General features: G+C 72.4%; 20 protein-coding genes, 4 tRNA genes, 1 other RNA gene and 1 pseudogene. 15 read left to right on the top strand and 11 right to left on the bottom strand.

Features of this window, described 5'->3' with window-relative positions; translation table 11 throughout:
- Position 1: 1 nt before the first annotated feature.
- Complete coding sequence (gene purS / locus ACE1OC_RS21505; protein ID WP_008740952.1) at positions 2–253, bottom strand: phosphoribosylformylglycinamidine synthase subunit PurS; 252 nt, start codon at positions 251–253, stop codon at positions 2–4.
- A 355-nt stretch (positions 254–608) separates the two neighbouring features.
- Between purS and ACE1OC_RS21500 the strand changes: the two genes are divergently transcribed.
- The 6 genes from ACE1OC_RS21500 (at position 609) to ACE1OC_RS21475 (ending at position 3,340) form a co-directional block, all read left to right on the top strand.
- Positions 609–926 (top strand): histone-like nucleoid-structuring protein Lsr2, encoded by a 318-nt coding sequence (locus ACE1OC_RS21500; protein ID WP_274548396.1) that lies wholly within the window; start codon positions 609–611, stop codon positions 924–926.
- 87 nt (positions 927–1,013) lie between these two features.
- Positions 1,014–1,085: transfer RNA gene (locus ACE1OC_RS21495), tRNA-Gly, on the top strand.
- A gap of 78 nt (positions 1,086–1,163) precedes the next feature.
- Positions 1,164–1,236: transfer RNA gene (locus ACE1OC_RS21490), tRNA-Gly, on the top strand.
- 154 nt (positions 1,237–1,390) lie between these two features.
- A complete protein-coding gene (locus ACE1OC_RS21485; RefSeq protein WP_407838358.1) occupies positions 1,391–2,635 on the top strand; it encodes a sensor histidine kinase in 1,245 nt (414 codons plus the stop codon).
- Positions 2,632–3,243, top strand: a complete 612-nt coding sequence (locus tag ACE1OC_RS21480; RefSeq protein WP_266907114.1) for a response regulator transcription factor — start codon at positions 2,632–2,634, stop codon at positions 3,241–3,243. Before ACE1OC_RS21485 ends, ACE1OC_RS21480 begins: the two co-directional genes overlap by 4 nt.
- A 24-nt stretch (positions 3,244–3,267) precedes the next feature.
- A tRNA-Gly gene (locus tag ACE1OC_RS21475) sits at positions 3,268–3,340 on the top strand.
- Between the two features lie 106 nt (positions 3,341–3,446).
- On the opposite strand, the gene ACE1OC_RS21470 is transcribed toward ACE1OC_RS21475, so the two are convergent.
- The 6 genes from ACE1OC_RS21470 to ffs all read right to left on the bottom strand — a co-directional run bounded on the left by ACE1OC_RS21470 (position 3,447) and on the right by ffs (position 11,842).
- The gene (locus ACE1OC_RS21470) at positions 3,447–4,349 is read right to left on the bottom strand and encodes a phosphoribosylaminoimidazolesuccinocarboxamide synthase (RefSeq protein ID WP_407838357.1); all 903 of its coding nucleotides are present in this window, start codon (positions 4,347–4,349) and stop codon (positions 3,447–3,449) included.
- Positions 4,350–4,437: 88 nt separating this feature from the next.
- Positions 4,438–5,925 (bottom strand): N,N-dimethylformamidase beta subunit family domain-containing protein, encoded by a 1,488-nt coding sequence (locus ACE1OC_RS21465; RefSeq protein WP_407838356.1) that lies wholly within the window; start codon positions 5,923–5,925, stop codon positions 4,438–4,440.
- Positions 5,926–6,117: 192 nt separating this feature from the next.
- Positions 6,118–7,734, bottom strand: a complete 1,617-nt coding sequence (locus tag ACE1OC_RS21460) for a hypothetical protein (RefSeq protein ID WP_407838355.1) — start codon at positions 7,732–7,734, stop codon at positions 6,118–6,120.
- A 309-nt stretch (positions 7,735–8,043) separates the two neighbouring features.
- Positions 8,044–9,297 (bottom strand): phosphoribosylamine--glycine ligase, encoded by a 1,254-nt coding sequence (purD, locus tag ACE1OC_RS21455; RefSeq protein WP_407838354.1) that lies wholly within the window; start codon positions 9,295–9,297, stop codon positions 8,044–8,046.
- Between the two features lie 60 nt (positions 9,298–9,357).
- Positions 9,358–11,631 (bottom strand): DNA polymerase III subunit gamma and tau, encoded by a 2,274-nt coding sequence (locus tag ACE1OC_RS21450; RefSeq protein ID WP_407838353.1) that lies wholly within the window; start codon positions 11,629–11,631, stop codon positions 9,358–9,360.
- A 112-nt stretch (positions 11,632–11,743) separates the two neighbouring features.
- Positions 11,744–11,842: signal recognition particle sRNA small type (gene ffs, locus ACE1OC_RS21445), an RNA gene on the bottom strand.
- Between the two features lie 142 nt (positions 11,843–11,984).
- Between ffs and ACE1OC_RS21440 the strand changes: the two genes are divergently transcribed.
- Positions 11,985–12,072 (top strand) — tRNA-Ser (locus ACE1OC_RS21440).
- An 80-nt stretch (positions 12,073–12,152) separates the two neighbouring features.
- On the opposite strand, the gene ACE1OC_RS21435 is transcribed toward ACE1OC_RS21440, so the two are convergent.
- A complete protein-coding gene (locus ACE1OC_RS21435) occupies positions 12,153–12,446 on the bottom strand; it encodes a hypothetical protein (RefSeq protein WP_407838352.1) in 294 nt (97 codons plus the stop codon).
- Positions 12,443–12,718, bottom strand: a complete 276-nt coding sequence (locus ACE1OC_RS21430) for a hypothetical protein (RefSeq protein WP_407838351.1) — start codon at positions 12,716–12,718, stop codon at positions 12,443–12,445. The genes ACE1OC_RS21435 and ACE1OC_RS21430 overlap by 4 nt, the downstream gene beginning before the upstream one ends.
- Positions 12,719–12,987: 269 nt before the next feature.
- Here ACE1OC_RS21430 and ACE1OC_RS21425 point away from each other — a divergent pair, with 269 nt between their 5' ends.
- The 7 genes from ACE1OC_RS21425 (at position 12,988) to ACE1OC_RS21395 (ending at position 21,223) form a co-directional block, all read left to right on the top strand.
- Complete coding sequence (locus ACE1OC_RS21425) at positions 12,988–15,414, top strand: helicase-associated domain-containing protein (RefSeq protein ID WP_407838350.1); 2,427 nt, start codon at positions 12,988–12,990, stop codon at positions 15,412–15,414.
- 501 nt (positions 15,415–15,915) lie between these two features.
- Positions 15,916–16,590 carry a histone deacetylase gene (locus tag ACE1OC_RS21420; protein ID WP_407838349.1) on the top strand — a complete coding sequence of 225 codons (675 nt, stop codon included), beginning with the start codon at positions 15,916–15,918 and terminating at the stop codon, positions 16,588–16,590.
- A 14-nt stretch (positions 16,591–16,604) separates the two neighbouring features.
- The gene (locus ACE1OC_RS21415) at positions 16,605–17,498 is read left to right on the top strand and encodes an RNA polymerase sigma-70 factor (protein WP_407838348.1); all 894 of its coding nucleotides are present in this window, start codon (positions 16,605–16,607) and stop codon (positions 17,496–17,498) included.
- An 83-nt stretch (positions 17,499–17,581) separates the two neighbouring features.
- Positions 17,582–18,358, top strand: coding sequence for an SDR family oxidoreductase (locus tag ACE1OC_RS21410; RefSeq protein WP_407838347.1), 777 nt, complete (start codon positions 17,582–17,584; stop codon positions 18,356–18,358).
- 102 nt (positions 18,359–18,460) lie between these two features.
- Positions 18,461–20,161, top strand: a complete 1,701-nt coding sequence (gene aspT / locus ACE1OC_RS21405; protein WP_407838346.1) for an aspartate-alanine antiporter — start codon at positions 18,461–18,463, stop codon at positions 20,159–20,161.
- A 79-nt stretch (positions 20,162–20,240) separates the two neighbouring features.
- Entirely contained in the window at positions 20,241–20,453 is a 213-nt protein-coding gene (locus tag ACE1OC_RS21400) for a type II toxin-antitoxin system VapB family antitoxin (RefSeq protein ID WP_407838345.1), read from the top strand.
- Positions 20,454–20,461: 8 nt separating this feature from the next.
- Entirely contained in the window at positions 20,462–21,223 is a 762-nt protein-coding gene (locus tag ACE1OC_RS21395) for an ATP-grasp domain-containing protein (RefSeq protein WP_407841634.1), read from the top strand.
- Between the two features lie 15 nt (positions 21,224–21,238).
- Here ACE1OC_RS21395 and ACE1OC_RS21390 read toward each other — a convergent pair whose 3' ends face one another.
- Positions 21,239–22,096 carry a universal stress protein gene (locus ACE1OC_RS21390; protein WP_407838344.1) on the bottom strand — a complete coding sequence of 286 codons (858 nt, stop codon included), beginning with the start codon at positions 22,094–22,096 and terminating at the stop codon, positions 21,239–21,241.
- A gap of 484 nt (positions 22,097–22,580) precedes the next feature.
- Here ACE1OC_RS21390 and ACE1OC_RS21385 point away from each other — a divergent pair.
- Positions 22,581–22,842, top strand: a pseudogene (locus ACE1OC_RS21385) (hypoxanthine oxidase); the annotation flags it as partial.
- A gap of 24 nt (positions 22,843–22,866) precedes the next feature.
- On the opposite strand, the gene ACE1OC_RS21380 reads toward ACE1OC_RS21385, so the two are convergent.
- Complete coding sequence (locus tag ACE1OC_RS21380) at positions 22,867–25,737, bottom strand: PKD domain-containing protein (RefSeq protein ID WP_407838343.1); 2,871 nt, start codon at positions 25,735–25,737, stop codon at positions 22,867–22,869.
- Positions 25,738–25,760: the final 23 nt, after the last annotated feature.

Below are 25,760 nucleotides of genomic sequence, written 5' to 3'. Positions count from 1 at the left end.
GTCAGGCCTCGACCTTCACGGTGAAGTCTTCGATGACGGTGTTGGCGAGGAAGGTTTCGGCCATCTTGTGGATGCGGTCGAGGGCGGCCTGGTCGACCGGTCCCTCCACCTCCAGTTCGAAGCGCTTCCCCTGGCGGACGTCGGCGATCCCTTCGAAGCCCAGGCGCGGCAGTGCACGCTGCACCGCCTGGCCCTGGGGGTCGAGGATCTCCGGCTTGAGCATGACGTCGACTACGACGCGTGCCACTGGCACTCCCGATGAGGTGGTTGGTGCGAAGGCGGTTCCCTCAGCGTACCTGGAGGAAATTTCTACGCGGGTAGATATCTCTCTTGTACGATCCTCCACGCCGTTTCGGCTTCACCAACGCTTCGCAAAATCCCCCGGAAAACCACGCGCCCGGCATTGCGGCGGGACACGCGGAGATAATTAACTGGGCTTCGCAATGCAATGAGAATCGGGGTACAAAGGATTCCTCCGTTGCACCGGCATTTTTCGGTGCACGGCGACGCCAGAAAGATGCATTCCTCCGAAACATCCACACAGGCGACATCACCGCTCCGTCCGCGCACGTCAGCGGGAGCGGCGTCGCGCGAAGGGACCGATATCCGTGGCGCAGCGCGTAGTAGTCACGATCTCCGACGACATCGATGGCGGAGATGCATCGGAAACGGTCGTCTTCGGGCTGGACGGTAAGTCGTACGAGATCGACCTCAATGTGGCCAACGCAAAGAAACTGCGGAAGAGCCTGGCCCCCTTCGTGGCCGCCGGCCGCCGGCAGGCCCGCTCCGGGAAGGCCTTCAAGCACACCTCCATCGCCCCCGACCCGGCGGTCGTCCGGGCCTGGGCCCGCTCCAACCAGCTCGACGTCCCGCCGCGCGGGCGGATCCCCAAGAAGGTCTACGAGGAGTACAACGCCGCTCACTGAGAGCCGATTTGCCATCCACCCCCACCGGTCCGCTAGTGTGTGGATCACGCCAAGGGGCGCGGCCGACAGGCCGGACCCCGAAGTCGTGCGGGTGTAGTTCAGTAGCAGAACATCCTCCTTCCAGGAGGAAGGCGCAGTGTGCGATCCCTGTCACCCGCTCTGCTCGCTTTACCGACCACGGTTGTGGATCAGGTAGAGTGATGCACGCATCGCACGGCAGTTTGTCGTGAGAGGCATGCGGACGTAGCTCAGTTGGTAGAGCACCACCTTGCCAAGGTGGATGTCGCGCGTTCGAGTCGCGTCGTCCGCTCAGCGTATGAAGGCCCCGGTCAATGACCGGGGCCTTTGTCGTATGCCCAGCTATTCGATGTCACGGCTTCGAGAGCACGGCTTCGAGAGCACGGCTCCGAGATCCATGACAGGTGTCATGGCCTCCCCGGCCCGGAGCCCGCGAGACTGGGGCCATGAAACTCAGCGGCTGGTGGAAGAACCGCAGCAGCGCGGGGAAGGTCGAGCTGTACACGCGCTGGTCGTTCCACTTCTTCGTGGTCCTCGAGATCATGTCGATCGGACTGGCCGCGCTCGGGTCGGGGACCGGAAAGGGCTCGGCGTGGGTGCCGGCCGTCCTCTTCCTGACGGTCGTCGCGCACTCCGTGCTCGTCGGCTTCCTCTCCTCCCGGTCGCTCGACTGGATCCTGGGCCGGCGCGAGCGCCCGGTGCGGCTCGCGGTCTTCGTCACCGTCCTGACCGCCGCCACCGCCCTGGGAGTGCTCGGCATGCGCGCGGCCGGCCTCACCGGCGACCCGGCGGCGGCCCCGGCCCTCGTCGCCGGCATGACCTGCTTCGCCGGCGGCACGCTCGTCCTGTGCCTGCGCAAGGTCCGGCAGATGCGCTACGTGGCCCCGGCCGCGGCCGCCTTCGCCGGCCTCGCGTACCTCGCCTTCGGCCTCCCGGCCGCCGAGTCCGCGGGGCTGGCCGTCGGGGTGCTGCTGACCTGCGCCCTGATCTGCTCGGCCTGCGGGTTCTCCGGCTGGCTGCTCGACACCGTGTACGAGCTGGACCGGGCCCGCGAGGTCCAGGCGCAGCTCGCGGTGGCCGAGGAGCGGCTGCGGTTCGGCCGGGACCTGCACGACGTGATGGGACGCAACCTGGCGGTGATCGCCCTCAAGAGCGAGCTGGCCGTGCAGCTCGCGCGGCGCGAACGCCCCGAGGCCGTCGACCAGATGGTCGAGGTGCAGCGGATCGCCCGGGAGTCCCAGAAGGAGGTCCGCGACGTGGTCCGCGGCTATCGCGAGGCCAATCTCGCGGTGGAGCTGGAAGGCGCGCGCGGGGTCCTGCACGCGGCCGGGATGGACTGCCTCGTCGAGTACGAGCAGGGCCGCGAGCTGCCCGCCGAGGCCCAGTCGGCGCTCGGCTGGGTGGTGCGCGAGGCGACGACGAACGTGCTGCGGCACGGCGACGCCCGCAGCTGCGTGATCCGGCTGACGGCCGGTCCCTCGGGCGCGCTCACGCTGGTCGTGGAGAACGACGGGGCCCCCAAGGCCCCGGCCGGGCCGCCGGGCTCGGGGCTCGCGGGTCTGCGCGAACGGCTCGCGGTGCTGGACGGCACGCTGGAGGCCGGCCCGGTGGACGGCGGCCGGTTCCGGCTGCGGGCGCAGATTCCCGGCCCGGCGGCCGGTCCGATCCGAGAACTGGAGGCGCAGGCATGAGCCCCGTACGCGTACTGCTGGCCGACGACGAGCACCTGATCCGGGGCGCGCTGGCCGCGCTGCTGGGGCTGGAGGACGATCTGCTGGTCGTCGCCGAGGCCGCCTCGGGGCCGGAGGCCCTCGCGATGGCGCGGGCCCACCGGCCGGACGTGGCGGTGCTGGACCTGCAGATGCCGGGGGCCGACGGTGTGAGCGTGGCCACATCCCTGCGGGCCGAACTCCCCGACTGCAAGACCATGATCGTGACCAGTCACGGGCGGCCCGGACACCTGAAGCGGGCCCTCGCCGCGGGCGTACGGGCCTTCGCGCCGAAGACCGTTTCGGCGCAGCGGCTGGCCGAGCTGATCCGTACCGTGCACGCCGGAGGCCGTTACGTGGACCCGGAGTTGGCGGCCGACGCGATCAGCGCGGGCGACTCCCCGCTGACCGCCCGCGAGGCCGAGGTGCTGGAACTGGCGGGGGACGGGGCGCCGATCGCGGAGATCGCGGAGCGGGCCTCGCTGTCCCCGGGGACGGTGCGGAACTACCTGTCCTCGGCGGCCACCAAGCTGGGCGCCGAGAACCGGCACACGGCGGTGCGTCTCGCACGGGCCCGGGGTTGGGTATAGTAGTTCTCGCGCTACGGCGCACCTGCGGACATAGCTCAGTTGGTAGAGCACCACCTTGCCAAGGTGGATGTCGCGCGTTCGAGTCGCGTTGTCCGCTCAGCAGTGAAGAAGCCCCGGTCCTCGGACCGGGGCTTCTTTCGTTTCCGGACCCGGGCCGAACGGCGAAGGGGCCCCGTTTCCGGGGCCCCTTCGCCGTTCTCGCCTCAGGCCCAGGTCTGGCCGGTGAGGCGCTCGTAGGCCTCGACGTAGCGGGAGCGGGTCTGCTCCACGACCTCCTGCGGGAGGGCGGGCGGCGGGAGTTCGCCCTTGGAGTCCCAGCCGGAGGCCGGGGAGGACAGCCAGTCGCGGACGTACTGCTTGTCGAAGGACGGCTGGCCGTGGCCCGGCTCCCACAGGTCGGCCGGCCAGAAGCGCGAGGAGTCCGGGGTCAGCACCTCGTCGGCGGCGACCAGGTTGCCGTCCTTGTCGAAGCCGAACTCGAACTTGGTGTCCGCCAGGATGATCCCGCGGTCACGGGCGATGTCCCGGGCCCGGCCGTACACGGCGAGGGTGGTCTGGCGCAGCAGGGCGGCCGTCTCGGCGCCCTGGGTGCGCGCCACCTCCTCGTAGGAGACGTTCTCGTCGTGCTCGCCGACCTCGGCCTTGGCGGCCGGGGTGAAGATCGGGGCGGGCAGCTCGGAACCGTCGACCAGGCCCTCGGGCAGGGCCAGTCCGCAGACCGTACGGGTCTTCACGTACTCGGCGAGGCCCGAGCCGGTCAGGTAGCCGCGGGCCACGCACTCGACGGGGACCATGTCGAGGTTCCGGCAGACCAGGGCGCGGCCGGCCCAGTCGGCGGGGGCGCCGGCGGGCAGCTCGGTGCTGATGACGTGGTTCGGGACGAGGTCCGCGAGCTGGTCGAACCACCACAGGGAGAGCTGGGTCAGGATCCGGCCCTTGTCCGGGATCTCGGTGGGCAGCACCCAGTCGGCGGCGGAGATGCGGTCGCTGGCGACCATGACGAGGTTGCCGTCCTCGTCCCGGTAGAGGTCGCGGACCTTGCCGGTGTGGAGGTGGACGAGGCCGGGCACCTGGACCGGCTCGGGCTTTTCGACGAATCCGGGCACGGAGTCTCCCTGTGGTTCTGTACGAGCGCGCGGCCCATTCTCCCGCACCTGACCACGACCGCGGACAACGGGTCCGCAGGTCCCGCGGTCAGTCCCTCTTGCAGATGCGGTCGAGGAGATTGGCGGTGGCCCGCTGGACCCGCTCGTCCACGTGCCCGGGGCGGTCGAGGGCCGGGGACCAGGCGAAGGTGCCGGACGCGAAGACCAGCGCGCCGCTGGGGGATCGGTAGAGGGAGGTCTCCTGGTGGCGGCGGTGGCCGTCGCCGTCCTCGTACGGGGAGTGCGCGAGCAGGATCCGGCTCCGGTGCTCGGGGAGCTGCGTGCGCGGGAAGTACCGGTCGGCCTCGCCCGCGACCAGGCCGGGCAGTTCGTCGTTCTCGGCGGCTCCGGTGGAGTCCCAGAGCCAGTGCGTGGCATTGCGCACGATGAGCGGAGCGGGCTCGGGGACCCGTCCCGCGTACTGGATGCCGAGCAGCTGCTGCTCCGGGCGGTCCACCTCGCGCCAGAGGCTGGGGCGGCCCGGGCCGCGGCGTTTTCGGCAGGTGAGGAGCCGGTCGTCGACTCCGGAGGGCGAGGGGGAGAGCTCGACCTGCCAGTACATGGTGTTGGCGGAGAGGAAGACGAGCGAGGTCCCGTGGTCGCGGGCGCGCTCGACGGTGCGGCGCATCGGGCCGGACCAGTACTCGTCGTGGCCGGGGAAGACCAGGCCCCGGTAGCGGGTGGGGTCCACGCGGCCGGCGTGCAGGTCGCGGGCGTCGGCGTAGGCGAGGTCGTAGCCGTAGCGCTCGGCCCAGCGGATGAAGTCGTAGGCGTGGCCCACGTGCAGGGGCAGGCCCGCGCCGGCGTAGGGGCGGTCGAAGGAGACGGTGATGGCGGCGTCGCGCTCGCCGAGCAGCCGGCCCTCCTCGTCCCAGGCGTGGTAGAGGCTCGCGCCCGTTCTGCCGTCCTCCGGGTAGAGGTTGTAGGCCTGCCAGGTGATGTCGGGCAGCAGGAGCAGCAGATCGGCCGGGTGGTCGTCGCGCACCGTGAAGGGGATGTGCGAGCGGTATCCGTCGGCGGTCGTCAGGACCGCCACGTAGGCGCCGATGCTCCAGTACGAGGGGACCTGGAGCCGCCAGGACAGCCACCAGTGGTGGCAGGAGACGGTGCGGTCGGCGGTCAGGGGTGCGGGCTGGACGATGCCGGAGAGCCGGGGACTGGTGGTGATCTTGGAGGCGCCGTCGCCGCCGTAGTGCCCGATGCGGTAGACGTCCACGGAGAACTGCTGGGGCGGATCCACCGTGATGTGGAAGTCGATGGCCTCACCGGGCGTGACGGCTCCGGTGGAGGCGAACCCCTTGATCTGCCGGTGCACGTCGTCGGCGGTGCGGGGGCCGCCCGCGCCGCGGGCGCGGGGGATCTGCTGCCCCGGACCGGCGGCTACGGCCGGATCCACGTACCAGGGCACGACCTGTCCGTTGTCGTCGTAGTAGAGCTCGCTCCCCCGGAACCACGGCAGGGGGCCCTGGCCGAAGGGATCGGTCACCGCGTGCGCGAGCGCACCCGACTCCCAACGCCTGATCTGCTCCGCACCCATACCGCTGCTCCCCTCCCTCGCTCCCCCGAACGCCGCGACCGATCCCCAGCACATCACATAACGCACGCACTCCGTCACCGTTCGTCGCGAAAACTTCAACGGGGATCCCGACGGAGCCCGGCCGGGGGACCGGAGGGGCCAGGGAGGCCCGAGGGGTCAGGGAGGCCCGAGGGGTCAGGGAGGCCCGAGGGGCTAGACCAGGCGGACCGGCTTCTCCGGACGTACGCCGACCTCCGCGAGCCAGTCCCGGAGCGGGCCGGGGTCCCGGTCCTCCACGAGCGACAGCACCGGTCCGGCGAGATCGGCCCGCCGCACCCCGGCCACCAGCAGGACCGGCCCGTCCAGCCAGTCCAGCCCGGGCTCGCCTCCCGCGGAGTCGACCGCGGCGCAGCACACCAGCGCCACGACGTGGTCCGCCAGCAGGTCCCGCCCGCTGCGCGGAGCCTCCAGCGGGAACAGCGGCAGCGCGTCGGCCCCACGGCCCGCGGCGGCGGCCGCCACGGCGGGGACGGCCTCCCGCGCCAGATCACCGCTCAGCCGGCCCGCCAGGGCGTCGGCATCGGCGGCCGCGAGGTAGGTCAGCACCCGCTCCACCGTGGAGGCGGCGGGCACCGACGGAGCCGACAGCGCGTCCAGGGCGGCCAGCAGGCGGGCCGCCTCCGTGCGCCACTTGCGGTCGACGACCTCCTCCGGATAGGCCGCCCAGTCCACCGGCGACCAGTCCGGACCGGCGTCGGCCGGTCCGCCGTGGAACAGCCGCGCCGCCAGCAGCGAGGCGGCCTCGTCCACCGCACCCGGCTGGTCCAGCAGATCGCACGCCGGGCGCTCGCCCAGGCGCGAGGTGAACCCGTCGGCCAGCCGGTCGCGCCGGGACAGCTCGGTCAGTGCGGAGACGACGCCCGCGTCCAGGTGCGCCGGCCAGCGGCCCATCCTCCAGGCGGGCAGGGCGACGCGGGTCAGCAGCCGGTCCCAGCCGGCGTACGCCAGCCCGACCTGCTCCTGGGCGACGATGCGCAGCGCGTAGTCCACACCCTGTGCACGGTCCGACGCGGCGGCGGCGACCCCGCGCTCCATCTCGGCGGCGTCCACCCGGCACAGCCGCAGCAGCAGCCGGGCGGGGGCGGCGATCCAGCCGAGGAAGCGCCGGCCGCCCACGTCCACCGCGGCGTCCAGGCCCCGTACGAATCCACGCGCGTCGGCTATGTCCGGGTGCGCGGAGGGGCCGGTACCGGCGACGACGGGCGCAAGGACGGCCCGGAGCTCGGCGACCCTCATCCACCACAGGAACGGCGAGCCGATCACCAGCACCGGGGCGGCGCCGGGCTCGGACTCCGGACCGCCTGCTCCGGCGGCCCCACCGGATATGGCCGTGCGGCCGCGGGCACGGCGGTGCGCCGCGTGCGTGCGGTCCTCCAGCCAGCTGTCGCAGTCGGGGGTCAGGGCTATCGCGGAGGGCGCCGGAACGTCCATCCGGTCCGCCAGGTCCCGCACGAGCCGGTAGAGATCGGGGGCGGCGGACTCCGACAGCGGCACGGTCGGGGTCATGGCGGGGCTCGCCCGCAGCACGACGGCGGCGAAGATCCCGCCGACGAGCAGGACGAAGGCGGCGACGGCGCACACGGCGAGGGTCACGGCGGGCCAGGGGTCACTGGCGAGCCGGCCCGTCGTACGGGCGCTCACCAGCACCACGGCCACGGCGGCGGGCAGCAGCCCGACGGCCAGCGCCCTGCTGCGCACACGCAGCACGGCCAAGGCACGGGAACGCGCGGACGGCGTACCCACTTCAGCGATCGAACCGGTTCCGGACACGGCCGGACCTCACCCCCTCTGCCATGCGACGGCGTTGCTCACTCCCCCACTGTGACACCAGCCACTGACATCGCAATGCCGGTGGGCCATGTGCCGGAATGAGAGCCGGAATGCTTGCGCCGCACCATAGTTGGGACGCGGGCGGCCGTCAGGCAGACCGGGCGACGATCACCCGATGGAATGGCTTTGGGTAAAGCTGGGTGCGTTCGAACGCGGCCGGATGCACTCGCACGCGAGCACGCACGCGGGCCCGGCCGCACCGAGTGCGCACCGGGCCCGCTTCCGTGAAATCCCGCTGATCAGCGGCGTTCAGCGCTGGTCTGCGGCCTTCGCCGCGATGTCCGTGCGGTACTGCGAACCGTCGAGCCCGATCCGCGCGACCGCCTTATACGCCCTGTCCCGGGCCTCCGCCAGATCGGAACCGGTCGCGGTCACCGACAGCACGCGTCCACCCGCGCTGACGACGGCGTCGCCCTCGGTCCGGGTCCCGGCGTGCAGGACGTACGCGTACGGGGCGTCCAGCTCGGCCACCTCGGCCAGGCCCGTGATGGGGTCCCCGGTGCGCGGGGTCTCCGGGTAGTTGTGCGAGGCGATGACCACGGTGACGGCCGCGTCCTCGCGCCAGCTGAGCGGGGGCAGGGTGTCCAGGGTGCCGTTGGCGGAGCCCAGCAGCACGCTCGCGAGCGGGGTGCGCAGCCGGGCCAGGACCACCTGGGTCTCGGGGTCGCCGAAGCGGGCGTTGAACTCGATGACCCGCGTCCCGCGCGAGGTGATCGCGAGGCCGGCGTAGAGCAGCCCGGAGAAGGGCGTGCCGCGGTGGCGCAGTTCGTCCACGGTGGGCTGCAGGACGGAGGCCATGACCTCGTCGACGAGCTTCGGGTCGGCCCAGGGGAGGGGCGAGTACGCGCCCATGCCGCCGGTGTTGGGGCCGGCGTCGCCGTCGAGCGCGCGCTTGAAGTCCTGCGCGGGCTGGAGCGGCAGCACGGTGACGCCGTCGGTGATGGCGAAGAGGGAGACCTCGGGACCGTCGAGGAACTCCTCGATGACCACGCGGTCGCAGCCCAGCGCGTGGGCGCGGGCGGCGGCCCGGTCGTCGGTGACCACGACGCCCTTGCCGGCGGCGAGGCCGTCGTCCTTGACCACGTACGGGGCGCCGAAGGCGTCGAGGGCCTCGTCCACCTCTTCGGGGGTGGTACACACGTAGCTGCGGGCCGTCGGGACTCCCGCGGCGGCCATCACGTCCTTGGCGAAGGCCTTGGAACCCTCCAGCTGCGCGGCTTCGCCGGACGGGCCGAAGACGGGGATGCCCACCGCGCGCACGGCGTCGGCGACTCCGGCGACGAGCGGGGCCTCCGGGCCGACGACGACCAGGTCGGCGCGGAGCTCGGTGGCGAGGCGGGCGACGGCTTCGCCGTCGAGCGGGTCGACGGGGCGGAGCTCGGCCACCTCGGCGATGCCGGCGTTGCCGGGAGCGCAGTACAGCGCGTTGACGTCGGAATCGAGGGACAGAGAGCGGCACAGGGCATGTTCGCGGGCGCCGCCGCCGATGACGAGGACCTTCACGCCATGAAGACTAGCCCGCGTTCACGGGTGCCCTTCGTGCGGGCACCCAAGCCGGACCCCCTATTCGTTCGTATATTCCTCTACAACGGTGGCTCCGAGCTCGCGCACGATCAGGTCGTGTCCGCTCAGTGCGGTGTCGACGAGGTCCGGGTCGTCGGCCTCCGCGACGTCGTCCTCGGGGGCGACCGGCGGGGGCGCGTGGTGGGTCGGCTGGTGCTGCTGGGACTGCTGGGATTGCTGGGACTGCTGCTGCTGGTACGACTGCTGCTGCGGCGGCTGGGACTGCTGCGGCTGCTGTTGGTACCCCTGCTGGGGCTGCTGTGCCTGCTGGGGCTGCTGGTACGCCTGCTGGTTCTGCTGCGGTGCCTGCTGGGCCGGCGGCTGGTTGTAGGCGGGCGCGGCCGGAGCGCCGTACGAGGACCCCGACACAGGGGCCAAGGGCTGGGCTCCCCCGCCGACCACGGCCTCGATCTTCCAGGTGACCTGGAACTGCTCGGCGAGCACCGCCTTGAGCACGTCCTCGCTGCCGCTGCTCGCGAAGTTGTCGCGGGCTCCGGCGTTGGGGAAGCCGAGCTGGAGGGTGGTGCCGTCGAAGCCGGCCACCTGGGCGTTCTGGCTGAGCAGGATCCAGGTGAAGCGACGGCGGTTCTTCACGGCGTCCAGGACGGCCGGCCACATGGCCTGGATCTGCCCGGCGCCGGCGGCCGGCGCTGCGGGCGCGGTGGCGGGCGGGGCCGCGGGGGCCTGGGCAGGTGCCGTCGGGGCGGCTGCGGGAGCCGCCGGGGCACCGGGCGTGGCCGCGCCGGGCCAGGCACCGGGGGCGCCGCCGCCGGGCTGCGCGGCGCCGGGCCAGGCACCGGCGGCCGGAGCCGGAGCCGGAGCCGGTGCCGGTGCCGCGGGGGCGCCGGGGGTGGCCGCACCGGGCCAGGCACCGGGCGCGGGGGCTGCGGCCGGAGGAGCGGCGGCCGGGGCCACCGGCTCGGGCGGAGCCACGGGGGCCGGAGCGGGGGCCTGGTGCACGGGGGCCGGGGCCTGGTGCACGGGGGCCTGCTGCGCCGGAGCCTGCGGCGCGGGGGGCCGTACCGACGCGGGGGCCATCGCGTGGGCCTCCGGCCCGGGCACGTAGCCCATGGCGGGGGCCGGGGCGAAGGCCGCGGCGGCAGCGGCGGAGGCAGCGCCGCCGCGCTCCAGCCGGTCGAGCCGCGCCTGCACGGAACGCTCGTCGTCGAAGGCGGCGGGCAACAGCACGCGGGCGCAGATCAGCTCCAGCTGCAGCCGGGGCGAGGTGGCTCCGCGCATCTCCGTGAGCCCCGTGTTGACCAGATCGGCGGCCCGGGACAGCTCGGCGGCCCCGAAGACGGAGGCCTGGGCCTGCATCCGCTCGACCACGTCGTTGGGAGCGTCGATCAGCCCCTTCTCCCGGGCGTCGGGCACGGCGGCGAGGATCACCAGGTCGCGCAGCCGCTCCAGCAGGTCGGCGACGAAGCGGCGCGGGTCGTTGCCGCCCTCCACCACCCGGTCCACGATCTCGAAGGCCGCGGCCCCGTCCCCGGCGGCGAAGGCGTCCACGACGGCGTCGAGGAGGGTCCCGTCGGTGTACCCGAGGAGCGAGGTGGCCATGGCGTACGTCACACCCTGCTCGGTGGCGCCGGCCAGGAGCTGGTCCATGACGGACATGGAGTCACGGACGGATCCGGCTCCGGCGCGCACGACGAGCGGCAGCACGCCCTCCTCGACGTGGGCGCCCTCGCGGCCGCAGACCTCGCCGAGGTAGTCCCGCAGGGTGCCGGGGGGCACGAGCCGGAAGGGGTAGTGGTGCGTCCGGGACCGGATGGTGCCGATGACCTTCTCGGGCTCGGTCGTGGCGAAGATGAACTTGAGGTGCTCCGGCGGCTCCTCGACCACCTTCAGCAGGGCGTTGAAGCCCGCCGGGGTGACCATGTGCGCCTCGTCGATGATGTAGATCTTGTACCGGCTGGAGGCGGGCCCGAAGAAGGCCTTCTCGCGCAGGTCACGGGCGTCGTCCACACCACCGTGCGAGGCCGCGTCGATCTCGATGACGTCGATGGATCCCGGCCCGTTGCGCGCGAGGTCCTTGCAGGACTGGCACTCCCCGCAGGGGGTGGGCGTGGGGCCTTGCTCACAGTTCAGGCAGCGGGCGAGGATGCGCGCGCTGGTGGTCTTGCCACAGCCTCGCGGCCCGCTGAACAGGTACGCGTGATTGACCCGGTTGTTGCGCAGGGCCTGCATCAGCGGGTCAGTGACATGCTCCTGCCCGATGACCTCGGCGAACGACTCGGGGCGGTAGCGGCGGTACAGCGCAAGGGACGACACGTCTACGAGGTTATCCGGGCCCACCGACAACGGTGGCCCGCAGACCCACCCGGCCTGCCGCGGTCCGCGCGTGGCTCCGCCCGGCGGCCCGGCCGGCCCGACCCGTCCCGGAACGCAAAGCGCCCCCCACGCACCCACCAGAGCCCACTTACCCTTGCTGCCTTCCGGCCCTGGGGGAGTTGGGTGAGATAGCGCCACGTGAGGGGCTGGGCCCCACCCTAGCGGATGGAGGGCCCCGAAATCGACCCGCACCCCGACCGGACCCCGACCCGGACCCGGACCCGGACCCCCGTCCGGGCCCGCCCGACGATCACGTTCGCGAGCACCCCTCAACGTCTTGTATTGTTTGCCGCGGAGGATTCGCCTAGTGGCCTAGGGCGCACGCTTGGAAAGCGTGTTGGGGGCAACCCCTCACGAGTTCGAATCTCGTATCCTCCGCCATTGCTCTCACCGGGCAATACGTTGAAGAGCCCCACCGCTTGCGGTGGGGCTCTTTGCGTTCCATGGTCTCAGTTCCAGTCTCATTTATTTGCCGCATAACCGGGCGATCCGCCAGATCCCGGCCTCGATGGCTCTCCAACGGCGGCGATCCGGTCGCGGTACTGATCACGGATGTCCATGAGCGCCAGCTCGAAAACGGTACGCCGCACCGGATCAGGTGTTCCCTCAATGCCCGCTTCGATCTCCGCGACCGTGATGACGCTCAGGTAGAAGGCAGGAGCCGGAACCGACCGGGCCCAGGCGACAACAGCCGGGGCAGGCTTCGGCCGGGTGGTGACCTCTGCGACCACGTTGGTGTCGAGTAGATAGATCACCCGCCGTCCGCCTCGTCGTCGTAGGACCGCTGCCCGAACTCCAACCCCTCGAACGGAGCCGCCGTGAGCCGATCGAGAAACCCGTCGCTGCCCAGCGTCGCCCAGCGGTGAAGCATGTCGGGCAGAGCATCGATGTCGGTGTCGGCGAGCTCGGCATCGAAGTGCCCGAGCTGCCGCTCGGGCAGAGACTCCCGGATCTCCCGGATCGTCCGGAGCGGATGAGGCTCCTCAGGTCTGCGCGGCGGGAGCGGCAGATTCGGGGCAGTGCTCATAATCGGCTCCTCCACGCTGTGGTCCACGGGTCCATGCCTGAAGACCGGCAGTCGCAGTCCGCGGACCGCGCTCGTTGGAGGACCTGTCACCCTGACGAACCCGCCCGGCGTCAGGGTGGGCAGGACGTCCGCGGCTCGATGTCACCCGTGGGCGGGGATCTTTCACCCCGCGAGACGTCCACACCCACCGGATGGGCCATCCTTGAGCCCGGTGCCGGACTGGCCGAGGTCCGGCCACGGCCCGTTTCCTGGCCGGAGGAGAGGTTTCGATGACGTCCGGATCAGCGCTGACAGCCTGGCTGAGCGGTCTCGACGGCCCGCGCCTGGCACGTGTGCTCGCGACACGGAACGACACCGCGTCCCCTCCGGAGCCCCGCTCGGTAGGGGAGCTGGCGGACCGACTTCAGCGGCCGGGGTCGGTGGCACTAGCGCTGCCCCTGCTCACCCTGCCCGACTTGCAGGTGGCCGAGGCCGTGGCGGCGCTCGGGACGACCGCGTCGCGCAAGGCCCTGGCGAAGCTGCTGGGAGCGACGGCAGGCGAGGCCGGTCTCGCACTGGGAGCGGTCCTGGAGACTCTGGCCGAGCACGCGCTGGTTTGGCCGGACCACAACGGAAGGCTCCACACGGCGGCACCGTTGCGGGCGGCATGGGACGCGCCGCTCGGCCTGGACGCACCAATTGCGGAGCTGCTGGCGGACATGACCTCCGACGAGCTGCGCGGCATGTTGGCGGCGCTGGGCATCAAGCCGCCCGGCACCAAGCAGCAGCGTATGGCGGCGCTCGTCGCGCACCACAGCGACCCCGAAGTCATTGCCGAAGTGGTGGCACGAGCGCCCGCGGTCACACAGAAGCTGCTGGCCCACCGGGCAGGGTCTGCGCCGAGGCAGCCGCAGGCCATCGTGTTCGGGACCCCTGGCCCCGTCCTCGAACCGGGGGCGCGGTGGGCACTCGACCGGGGCCTGCTGATCCAGGACCGCCGCCGATACGGTGCCGCGCGCATGCCCGTCGAAGTCGCGCTGGCGTTGCGCGGGCCCACTTGGCGCGCCCCCTTCACCCCGCTTCCACCGTCCCCTCAGCTGGTGTCCATCACCCCCGCCGAAGTAGAGCGGGAGGCCGCAGCCTCGGCTGCGGCGTTGTTGGCCCAGGCCGCCTCGGTCCTCTCGGCCTGTTCCGCGGCTCCGCCCGCCAGACTCAAGTCCGGTGGGATCGGCGCGCGTGAACTGGCCCGAATCGGCAAGGCCGCCCATGCCGACGATGCCGTGGTCCGCATCACCCTGGAGGTCGCGTACGCGGCCGGGCTGCTGGCCCGGGTCGGCGACCGCGTGGCACCGACCGAGGCCTATGACGTCTGGGCGGAACAGGAGCCCGCGGAGCGGCTTGCCACGCTGCTCCAGGCATGGCGCGAACTGCCGCTCACCCCCACCCGGGCACGCGACGAGGACAACAAGGCGCTACCAGCCCTCGCGGGAGCGCCGCCCTGTAACGGCTGCCGTCAGGCCCGCGACGGGCTGTTTGCCGCAGCGGCACAGCTCCCGGCCGGTCAGGGTGTGAAGGACGTTTCCGATCTCGGACCGACGGTGGCCTGGCACCGCCCGCTCGCCGACACCTCACCTACGGACATCACCCCGTTCGCCACGGTGATCCGCGAGGCCGAAATGTTCGGAGTGATCGCCCGAGGCGCCCTGTCGGCTCTGGGCGTCCATCTGCTCGCCTACGACGCGGAAGGACTGACCGCCACCTGCCGACGACTGCTGCCCCCGGCCGCCGAAACCGCCCGGATCGGCGGCGACCTCACCGCCGTCGTCGCCGGCACACCGGCCGCGCGGGTCGCCGTGGTCCTCGATGCCACCGCTGACCGGGAAACCAGTGGCACGGCCTCGGTGTGGCGGTTCAGCTCCGGCAGCATCCGACGGGCCCTGGACGCCGGCCGCGCCCCGAGGGACATCGCAGCCGATCTGGCCGCCATCGCAGCCGGGCCCCTGCCCCAGCCGCTGTCCTATCTCATCGCCGACACCGCGCGGGGCCACGGACGCGTGCGCATCGCCCCGGCCGCCTGCGTCCTCCACGGCGAGGAGCCGGCGCTCCTGGCCGAACTCGCCGCCCACCGGGGGCTCTCCAAGCTCGGCCTGCGCCAGCTCGCGCCAACTGTTCTGGTCAGTCGTAGCTCGCTCGACACAACCCTCGCAGCGCTCCGCGCCGAGGGCTACGCCCCCGTCGCCGAAACGGCCGGGGGAACCGTACGCGTCGAGAAGCTCCGGCCCCAGCGGGCGGCCGCTCCTGTTCCGGCCCCTCGGCAGACCAACGACAAGCGTGGCACCCGAAGCGCGGCCATTCGTACGTCGAAGGTCCCGGGCGGCGCCGACCTCGATGAGCTGGCTGTCCGGCTGCTGGCCGCACCACCGACCGTGCCGGAACCCGACCCCTTCGGCAGCGGAGTCCCCTTCGGGACGGACACCGAGGAAATCGTCGCCGGATACGCGAAGCACCTTTCGTACAGCGATGTCCGCCAGCTCGCCCGAGCCATCGACGCCGGCACCGCCATCACCGTCGAGTACGTCGCGACCTCGGGCAGTCGCACCGTCCGCACCCTGAGCAGCCTGGAACTCGACCCGCCCTACCTGGAAGCCTGGTGCCACCTGCGCGAAGCCGAACGCATCTTCACGCTCTCCCGCATCCACGGCGTCATGCCCCAGTAGGCCGGCCAGGAGCCCCAGGTCAGCGCTGCAGCCCGAGAATCAGCCGGACGAAATGCCCCCACACTGTGCACCTCACCCGGAGCCTGCAGCCCGAGCCTTCTCCCACAGCTCAGGGTGGCGAACACCGCACTTGGCGGCATGATCGAGGCCGCCGCGCCGCTGAGGCACGCCGGCTTCTCGGCTGACGTCGTGGTCCGCCACGGCACCAGCCCCTGAGCTGGCCCCGGGCCCGAGACCGGTCTCAGTTCCGGTCTCGTTCGTACCCGTCCAGGGCCATCCGGCGAACCCTCTGGGTCAGGTCCCTGCCCAGGTCAGAACGGATACGGCCCCCGCCGGACGGGCGTACGAACATTTGGAAAGCGTGTTGGGGGCAACCCCTCACGAGTTCGAATCTCGTATCCTCCGCCATTGCTCTCACCGGGCAATAAGTCGAAGAGCCCCGCTGCTTGCAGCGGGGCTCTTCGACTTTCTCCTCCCGTCCGTCCGCAGACGAGGAACCGCATGGTCGTCCACACCGCCGTCCCGCTCGGCGCCGAGACCACGAGCGGCGACGGACGGGTCTGGTACGCCGCGTACGGCTCCAACATGCGCAGGGACCGGCTGGACGCCTACATCGCCGGCGGGACGCCGCCCGGCGCGATGCGCTCGTATCCCGGCTGCCGGGACCGACGGGCGCCGGAGCGGTCGATCGCCGTCCAGCTCGACGGATGCCTCTACTTCGCCACCGAGTCCCCGGTGTGGACCGGGGGCAGGGGCTTCTACGATCCTTCGGCGCCCGGTCGCGTGCTGGGGCGCGCCCACCTCCTGACCGTGGGCCAGGTGTCGGACATCGCCGCGCAGGAGATGTACCGGGAACCGGGAACGGACCTCGACCTCGGCACCGTGCTGCGCGACGGCCGCGACGCGTCGGGCAGCGGGCGGTACGAGACCCTGATCTGCCCGGGGACGGTCGACGGCATCCCCGTGCTGACCTTCACCGCCCCCTGGTCCCTCCGGGACGTCGAGCCGCTCATGCCCTCCGCGGCGTACCTGCGGCACCTGGCGGGCGGACTGCTGGAGTCGGGGCCGTGGCGGGAGCAGGAGATCGCCGAGTACCTGTCCGCCTGCCCGGGCGCGACCGGCAACTGGACACCGCGACAGGTGCTCGACCTGCTCGCGGAGCGGAGCGACCGCTGACTTAGCGTGGGGCCATGGACACGGCAGAGGAGTTCGAGACCCATCGATCACGGCTGTTCTCACTCGCGTACCGGATGCTCGGCTCGGCGGCCGAGGCCGAGGACGCCGTACAGGACGCGTACCTGCGCTGGCACGGGGTCGAGCCCGGCCAGGTGGCCGCGCCGGGCGCGTGGCTGGCCAAGGTGCTCACCAACCTGTGCCTGAACCGGCTCACCTCCGCCCGGGTGCAGCGCGAGGAGTACTTCGGGCCCTGGATCCCGGAGCCGGTGGGGACCGGTGCCGGGGTGCTGGGGCCCATGGAGACGGCCGAGCAGCGCGACTCGGTGTCCTTCGCCGTGCTGACGATGATGGAGCAGCTGTCGCCGCCCGAGCGGGCCGCCGTGGTGCTGCGCGACGCGTTCGACTACAGCCACCGGGACGTCGCGGGCGTGCTGGACTGCTCGGAGGCCAACGCGCGCCAGCTCTACCGCCGGGCCAAGCAGCACCTCGCCGACGGCCGGCCGCGGTTCACCAGCTCGCGGGAGCAGGACGACGAGCTGCTGGCCCGGTTCCTGGCCGCCGCGTCCGAGGGTGCGATGGCCCAGTTGGAACAGCTGCTCGCCGACCAGGTGGTCGTCTGGTCGGACGGCGGCGGCAAGGCGAGTGCGGCGAGCCGGCCGGTGGCCGGGCGGGACAACGCGGCCCGTTTCCTGATCGGCCTCTTCTCCCGGTGGGTCAACGCCGCGCAGATCGGTTTCGCCGAGGTGAACGGCGTTCCGGCCGTGACCGGCTGGGCGGACGGCGAGCTGACCGCGTTCGGGGCGCTGGAGCTCGGCGAGGGCGGGATCACCGGCGTCCGGCTCGTTCTGAACCCGGACAAACTCGCCTTCCTCGCAACTCAGCTCCGAGAGCCGTCACAGAACGCCTGACCCGTCGGTTCTTCATCAGTGACGGCGACCGCGGCAGTGACGGCGCCGGCGGCAGCGGAAGCGGCTTCGGAAGGCTGGGACTGATGAAGAACGACACGATCATGGTGACCGGGGCGACGGGCATGCTCGGCCGCGAGGTGCTGGAGCGGGTCCGCCGCACCGGCCGCCCGGTCCGCGCGCTCACCCGCCGGACCGCGCTGCCGGACGACGCCGGGGTGGACTGGTGCACCGGCGACCTGACCACCGGCGCCGCACTCGACGCGGCGCTCGCGGGCGTCGGTACGGTTGTCCACTGCGCGAGCGACATCCGGCACTTCAAGAACGACCTCCCGGGCTTGCGCCACCTGCTGGAGGCCGCGAAGCGGGCCGGCGTCGAGCACGTCGTCAACATCTCGATCGTCGGCGTGGACCGGATCCCGTACCCGTACTACAAGGTCAAGCTGGAGGGCGAGCAGCTGCTCGCCGGCTCGGGGATCGGCTGGACCAACCTGCGGGCCACCCAGTTCCCCGGACTGCTCGACCTCGCCTTCGGGGCCCTGTCCAAGCTCCCGGTGGTCCTCGTGCCGTCCGGCACCGACTGCCAGCCGGTGGATGCGGGCGAAGTGGCGGACCGGCTGGTCGAGCTCGCCCTCGGCGCCCCGGCCGGCCGGGTGCCCGACTTCGCCGGCCCGACCGTGTACCCGGCCGCGCGCCTCGCCGAGGACTGGCTGCACGCCGCCGGCAAGCGCCGCGCCGTCCTGCCCGTCCGGATCCCCGGCAAGGTCGGGGCCGCCTGGCGCGCCGGCCATCTGGCCGCCCCCGCCCGGGCGCTCGGCCGCCGCACCTGGGAGGAGTACCTCGCCGAGCGGGTCGCCCGCTGAGCCGACGTGCTGGACGTGCTGGACGTGCGGGTGGACATACCCGCACATACCGTTTCCCGAGACGGCCGATGAGGCCCGGGAGGAGCACGGGAGGAGGCGCGGATGGACTGGCTCCGGAAGGAGATCTTCCAGCCCTACCCCGAGCTGCTGATCTTCCTGACCGTCGCCGTCGGCTTCCTGCTCGGCCGCCTCCGGTACAAGTCCATCGCCCTCGGCGCCGTCACCGGATGCCTGGTCGCCGGCCTGGTCATCGGCTCCCAGGCCAAGGTGGAGATCGACGGTCCGATCAAGTCGGTCTTCTTCCTCATGTTCCTCTTCGCCCTCGGCTACGACGTCGGCCCGCAGTTCTTCCGCGCCCTGCGCAAGGACGGCCTCCCCCAGGTCGTCCTCGCCCTCGTCGTCTGCGTCACCGGACTCGCCGCCGCCTGGGCCTGCGCCGCGCTCGCCGGCTACGGCACCGGCCTCTCGGCAGGGCTGCTCGGCGGCGGCCTCACCCAGTCCGCCGTCATCGGCGTCGGCTCCGACGCCATCGCCCACCTGCCCGGCGTCAGTGCGGCCGAGGCCCGGGACCAGTCCCATCTGATCGCCGTCGCCTACGCGGTCACGTACCCCCTCGGTACGGTCCTGCCCGCGCTGCTCCTCGCCGGGATCCTGCCCCGCCTGCTGCGCCGGGACCTCGCGGAGGAGAGCGCCGTGCTCGCCGCCGACCTGGAGGCCGCCGAGGACGACCCCGACGCCGGGGAGGGCTACTACAAGCACGTGCTGCGCGCGTACGCCGTCGACGTGGCGGCCTTCGCGGGGCGCACGATCGGGGACTTCGAGGCGGAGCAGAAGGCCGCCGGGCGGCGGCTCTACATCACCCGGCTGCGCCGCGCCGGGGAGATCCTGGAGCACACCCCGGACACCCGGGTCGAGCTCGGGGACGTCCTGGCCGTCAGCGCGGTCCGCGGCGACCTCGTCGCGTACGACGCGCGCACGCACATCGGGATGGAGACCGACGACTTCGAGCTGCTCGCCTACCGCACCGAGTCCCTGCACGTGGTCATCACCGACCGGAACCTCAGCGGGCGCACCATCCGCACCCTGCGCCACGAGGAGTTCATGCCGGGCGTCTTCGTCGACGAGCACTGGCGGGCCGGTGCCGATCTGCGGGTCCGCCTCGACAGCACCGTGGAACGGGGCGACACCCTGGTCCTCACGGGGCCGCGCAGCCGGGTGGAGGCGGCCGCGGCGGAGCTGGGCAAGCCGGTGCCGACCAGCTTCGCGACGGACATGGTGTGGATCGCGCTCGGGCTCTTCCTCGGCGGCTGCCTCGGCATCCCGGCACTGCACGCGGCGGGTGCCCCGCTGTCGCTGTCCACCTCCACCGGGGCGCTGCTGATGGGGCTGGTCTTCGGCTGGATCCGGAGCAAGTACCCGACGTACGGGAACCTGCCGTCGGCGGCGCAGTGGCTGATGGGCACGCTCGGGCTGTGCGTGTTCGTCACGGTCGTCGGCCTCAACGCCGGCCCGAGCTTCGTCCCCGGCCTGCGCGAGGCCGGCTGGCCGCTGCTGCTCTGGGGGGCGGTGGTGACGACCGTGCCGCTGCTGGCCGGATTCGCCTACGGGCACTTCGTGCAGCGCCTCCCCCTCCCGATCCTGCTCGGCGCCCTGGCCGGAGCCCAGACCACGACGGCCGCGCTGGGCGCCCTGACGGAACGCGCGCGCAGCCAGATCCCGGCCCTGGGGACGACGGTCCCGTACGCCCTGGGCAACGTCCTGCTGACGATGTGGGGGTCGGTGATCGTGCTGCTGCGGCGGTGAGGGTTTCCGCCACGGCCCCCGGGAGACACACTCGGAGGTGTCGACAGCATCCGCGTCGACAGCGAAGGGAGGTTGGCTCATGAGCCGGACCGTCATCGAACTCGACGACGAGCTGCTCGCCGACGTCGCTCGAGCACTCGGCACGAGCACCACACAGGACACCGTCGACACCGCCCTGCGCGCGGTCCTGGAAAACCGGCGGGCCTCGGCCCTGACGCGGCTCCGCGCGGCCGCCGCCAACGGCGCCTTCGACCTCGGCCTCTTCGCGGACGAAGGAACCCACCGGCGGTGAGCGGCCGTATGGACGACGCGGTGTTCCTGGTGCCCGGGCAGCGGACCACTACGGCCGGGCTGCTCGGCGAGGCGGCCGCGCGGCGGGGGATGGAGGTGCGGGGGCTCGACGCCGGTGTCGGGGGGCTGGCCGGGCGGGGCGTGTACTGGTGCGGCGGGCCCGCGGCCGGGGCGCGGGTGGCCGGGGCGCTCGGGATCGGGCTGCTGGAGCCGCCGGACGAGTGGCTGGCCGGGCTGCCGGAGTGGGCCACCGGGCGCGGCATCCGGCTGACCAGCCTGGGCGAGGCGCGCGAGGTGCTGCGGGAGCCGGCCTTCGTGAAACCGCCGCGCGAGAAGTCCTTCCCGGCCGCCGTGTACGCGGACGGCGCCGCGCTGCCCGAACTGCCGCCCGACACCCCGGTGCTGGTTTCCGGGGTGGTGGACTTCGCCGCCGAGTACCGGCTGTTCCTGCTGGACGGGGAGATCGCCGCCGGGAGCCGTTACGCCGTCCACGGACGGCTGGACCCCGCCCCGCTGGACGAGGATCCCCGGGCCGCGGAAGTACGCGCCTTCGCGGCCCGGCTGCTCGCGGTGGCGGGTGCCGGCCTGCCGACGGCCGTGACCGTCGACGTCGGCTTCGCCGACGGGGCCGTGGTGGTCGTGGAGGCCAACATGGCCTGGTTCTCGAACTGTTACGCCGCCGATCCGGAGCGCGTCCTCGACGTGGTGCTCCGCGCGGCCGGCCCCCGGGAGCGGGTCCCCGAGGCCGACCTCCGGTTCGTGCGCGGCTGAAGTCCCGGAGACGGCCTAGCCGTGGGGGATCAGGGCCACCGGGCTGTGGGCGTGGTGGGCCACCGCGTGGTCCGTGGGGCCCATGCCGTGGAGGGGGCGGTGCTGGCGGCGGCCCACGACCAGGAGGTCGGCCTCGGCGGACTCCTCCAGCAGGAGCTTCGCCGGGTCGCCCGAGCGGGTCACGCACTGCGTCGGCACCGACGGGTGGGCCGCACCGGCCGCGGCCACCGCCGCTTCGAGCGGCTCCGGGGCGGCCGGGCCCGTCTGCGCCGCGTGCACCGCGCGCAGCGGGAGGGCGTGCCGCGCCGCCCAGGCGTACGCGAAGTCGAGGACCGCGGTGTAGTCGCCATCCGGGTCCACCCCGACGACGACCCCGCGTCCGTGCGGGGCGCGCTCGGCGGGCTCCCGTACCAGGACGACCGGGACCTCGGCGCGCCCCGCGACGTGCAGCGCGGTGGAGCCGAGGAGCGGAACCACGTGGCGTTCCTCGCCGCTCGCGCCGAGCACGATCAGCCCGGCGTTCGACCCGGCGGCCGCCCGCGGGATCTCGTTGCCGGGTCCGCCCTCCGCCGTGGTCGCCTCGACGTCCAGGCCCGGGTGGGCGGCGCGGAGTTCCGCGACGACGGAGGACAGTACGGCCCTCGCCGCGGACTCGTTCGCGCCGAGCACGGGCTGGAACTCCGGGGAGATCGGCTGGATCCTCGGCCAGGCCTGGCCCACGTGGAGCAGTCGGAGCGGCGCCCCGGCCGCCAGGGCCTCACGGGCGGCCCACCGGGCGGCGGCGAGGCTCCGGGGCGACCCGTCGAACCCGACGATGACGGGGAGGGCGGGGAGGACGGGCGGCGGGGTGGGCGGAACGGACGGGACGGACATCGGCGGCACCCTTCGTTTTCCGGTCGCTCCTACGACGCTACGCCCCTTGACCTGTTTGTCCTGTGAGGAACTTTTTGTTCCTTCCTGGACCCGGCCTGCCGGACCCCGCCTGCCGGGCCCGGCGCGCCACTAGGTTGCGGGCGTGCCGTCAGCGCCGCCGCCGTACGCGTCCACGAGCAGTTGTTCGCGAGGAACACCTCCAGGGTCTCCCGGAGCATCCCGTCCCCGAGCGAGCCGAGCGTCCGCGTCCCGAACGCCCCGCGCACCTCCGGCGGGACCCCCGACAGCAGTTCGGCCAGCGTGTCCAGCTGCTCGACGCCGCGGACCGCGACCGCCCCGTCCGCCGCCGTCAGGGCGAAGCGGGCCTGGCACAGTGACGCGCGTAGCCCCTCGGCCGAATCCGTCCGCGCGCCCACGCCGAGCCGCAGGTCGGCCCCCGCCTCGGCGCAGGCCTGGAGCAGCGGCCTTCGCCGCCCGCCACACGGGCGTGGCCCGGGCCCTGGGCGCCACCCTCTTCGAGACCGTACGGGTGGACGAGCGCGGGGAGGTCACCACGGCCGCCTTCCGCCGCTACCGCCTCCCGCAGTACGCGGACGTCCCGTGCACGGAGGTCCACTTCATGGAGACCTCCGACGCCATCGGCCCGCTCGGCGCCGAGTCGATGTCCGAGAGCCCCTTCAGAAGATCCACGAGGCGGGCGGCCGGCCCTGAAGAACGCCCGTGGGGCAGCTCCACCGGAGCTGCCCCACGGGATTGCGCCTGCGCCGGGGCTAGCCCTGCGTGAAGTAGCCGAGGAGGTCGGTGATCACGTGGTTGGGGCCGCCGTGGCTGTTGAAGATGCTGACCTTGCCGCCGGTCCCGACCGGGGTGGTGACGTGGTTCGGGACGGTGACACCGGGCAGCGTGTTGAGGCTGCTGGCCCCGGGGAGCTTGCCGCCGAAGCCGTACACGGTCAGGAAGCCCGGGCCCGTGGAGTCGGTCGCAGTGACGTTCAGTACCGCGCCGAGGGCGTTCGCCGGGAGGCCGGAGACCGTGGTGGTCGCGCCCGGGGCGACCTTGCCGGTGGCGCGGGTGTCGGCGAGGCGCTTCGGCACGACCGGGGTGAAGAGCGCCTTGCCGTCCTTGCCGTAGTAACCCACCGCGTCCAGGACCAGGTGCGTCGAGCCTGAGTTCGTGAACAGCGTGATCGTGCCGTTCGGGCCGACCGGGACGATGGCCTGGTTGGACTTGTCCTTGCCCGGCTCCACGTTCAGGTTCGACGTCGCCGGACGCTTCGCCGGATCCGGGTACGCGATCACGTGCGCCGGCTGGGTGGCACCCGTACCGGTGAGGTTCAGGGCGACGGCCTCGGCATCCGCCGGGATGCCGTTGACGCCGGCCACCTTCACCGTGCGGGTCTTGCCGCCGCCCAGCGCGCCACCGGACGTACGGGTGTCCGTGACCCGGGTCGGGGTGAGGGGGGAGAAGCGCTCGCCGACGTTGGGCTGGTAGTAGCCGACGACGTCGACGATCAGGGAGGCCTTGCCCGCGTTCAGCTGGGCCTGGATCTTGCCGTCGGCGCCCACGGGCACGGTCACCGTGTTGGACGAGGTGGCGCCCCGGGCGATGTTCACGTTCGACGTCGCCGGACGCGACTGGCCCGACGGCCACACCGTGAGGTGGGTGTCCTCCGTGGCATCGGTGACCGTCACGTTCAGGACCACCGCGCTCACGCTCCGGCTGAGCCCGTAGTCCGGAACTCCCCAGCCGACCAGGGCCACCGGACGGGCGGAGCCGCCCTTGATCGGGGTGTTCGTGGTCCGGGTGTCCAGCAGGCGGAGCGGCTCCGTGGCCACGTACCCGGAGGGCGCGTAGTCGACCTGCACGGTCTTGCTGACCGTCGACTGCGCTCCCTGGACGTCCGTGAGGCTGACCGTCACCTTGTACGTGCCGGGCGTCTTGTAGGCGTGCTCCACCTTCTCCAGACCCTTGCGGCTCGAGGAGGTGCCGTCGCCGAAGTCCACCTTCTGCGAACCCACCCGCCACGGCGCCACCGTGGCACCGGGGGTGTCGATGCGGACGGTCATCGGAGCGAGCCGGTTTCCCGTGTCGATGGTGGTCGGCAGGACCGGTGTGGCGGTGAAGTCCGCGGTCAGCACGCCGGGTGCGGTCACCTTCGTCGTCCGCGTGGACCCCTCTACCTCCCGCCCCACTGCCGTGACCACCTTCGTTTTGACGTCGTACACGCCCGGGGAGCTGTATACGTGCTCGACGAAGTTCTTCTTGCCGACGACCGGGGCCGTCCCGTCACCGAAGTCGACGTGGTACGTGAGGGCGGACTCCCAGTTGCTGTCCGTGGTGATGTTCACCCCGACCTCGGTGCCGACCGGAGCCCAGTTGTTCTGCGAGACGTACGACCAGACCATGCTCAGGCGGTCCTGTGTCTCCTCCGCACCGCGGTCGATCCACCCGCCGTCCCTACCGGTGTTGGGGACCCGCGGGTCGTCCGCGGTCGGACGCCCGTAGATGTCGGTCGGCAGCACGCCCGGCGCCGTCGGATCGCCGGAGTCGACGGTGGGGGACCCGTTCTCGCTCGCACCGACTCCGTCGCGCGACGGCAGGACGATGTCGTGCACGCCCTGGCCGGTGGCGGCCGTGAACGCCGCCTGCGTCTTGTACCCGGTACCGGCCCACTGATAGGGCGTCGCCACGGGGCTGGTGGTTCCGTGGCGGCCGGTGATCAGGTTGTAGTCGGCGGCGGTGCCGGCCGCCGCGCTCTCCGTCACGCCGATGGCTCGGAAGAGTTCGGAGTTCCCGCAATAAGTGTGCGGGTAGATCAGGTTGTTGAACAGCTTGGAGCCTGACGAGCCACCACTGACCCCGATGGCCTCCCCACAGCCGCCGTAGACCGTGTTGTTGGTCAGGACGGTGCCGGGCGCGTCCACCACTTCGGCCGACTGCAGACCCTCCTGGGCGAAGAAGGTATTGCGGCCGAACATCGTGTTCCGGGAGCCCCCCTCGACCCGGGCACTGTGCAGCCGGCTCCGTGTGACGCGCACGTCCTCGCTTCCCCCGCCGACCACCAAGCCGTGGGACGTGCCCCAGCCGTTCCCGATCCCGTCCAGTGCGACATCGGTGGAACCGTGGACCCGGATGCCGTCGTCGGTGGCCAGCCCGCGGACCACTACGTGGGAGGCGCCACTGATGGTCAGGCCGTCTGTCCAGTAGTTCTCCGTCACCTCCCCCGTCTCCGGGTCGGGCTCGGCCGGGATGATGTCGAAGGTGATGGGCTTGCCCGGCTCACCGGAGCGGTCGATGGTGACGGACTCCTTGTAGTGGCCGATGGCCGTGTCGACCCACACGGTCTGGCCCGGCTCGACGACCTTCGCCGCCTTCGTGATCGAACAGAAGGGCACCGCCGACGAACCTGGTCCGCCGTCGGAGCAGTTCGCGGCGGCACGGTTCACGTAGAGGGTGGACGGGGCCGCCTCGGCGGCCGCGGCGCCCGGGACACCGAGAAGGGTGACGAGGCCTGCGGTGAGCAGGACCGTCGTCGTACGAGTGGGAGACAACAGGAAGACTTCCTTCGGGAGTTGGAGCTGCCACTGGCCGATGCCGTTGCGGGTCGGACGACGGTGTCGATGAGTGGCCTGCTCGCTCATCTCTCCCCCCGGAGATCCGCTCG

Origin of the sequence: Streptomyces stoeckheimensis (assembly GCF_045822005.1) — a bacterium.
GTDB lineage: Bacteria > Actinomycetota > Actinomycetes > Streptomycetales > Streptomycetaceae > Streptomyces > Streptomyces stoeckheimensis.
The sequence above is the reverse complement of the archived record's forward strand: the minus strand, read 5'-3'. Positions and strand labels throughout refer to the sequence as shown.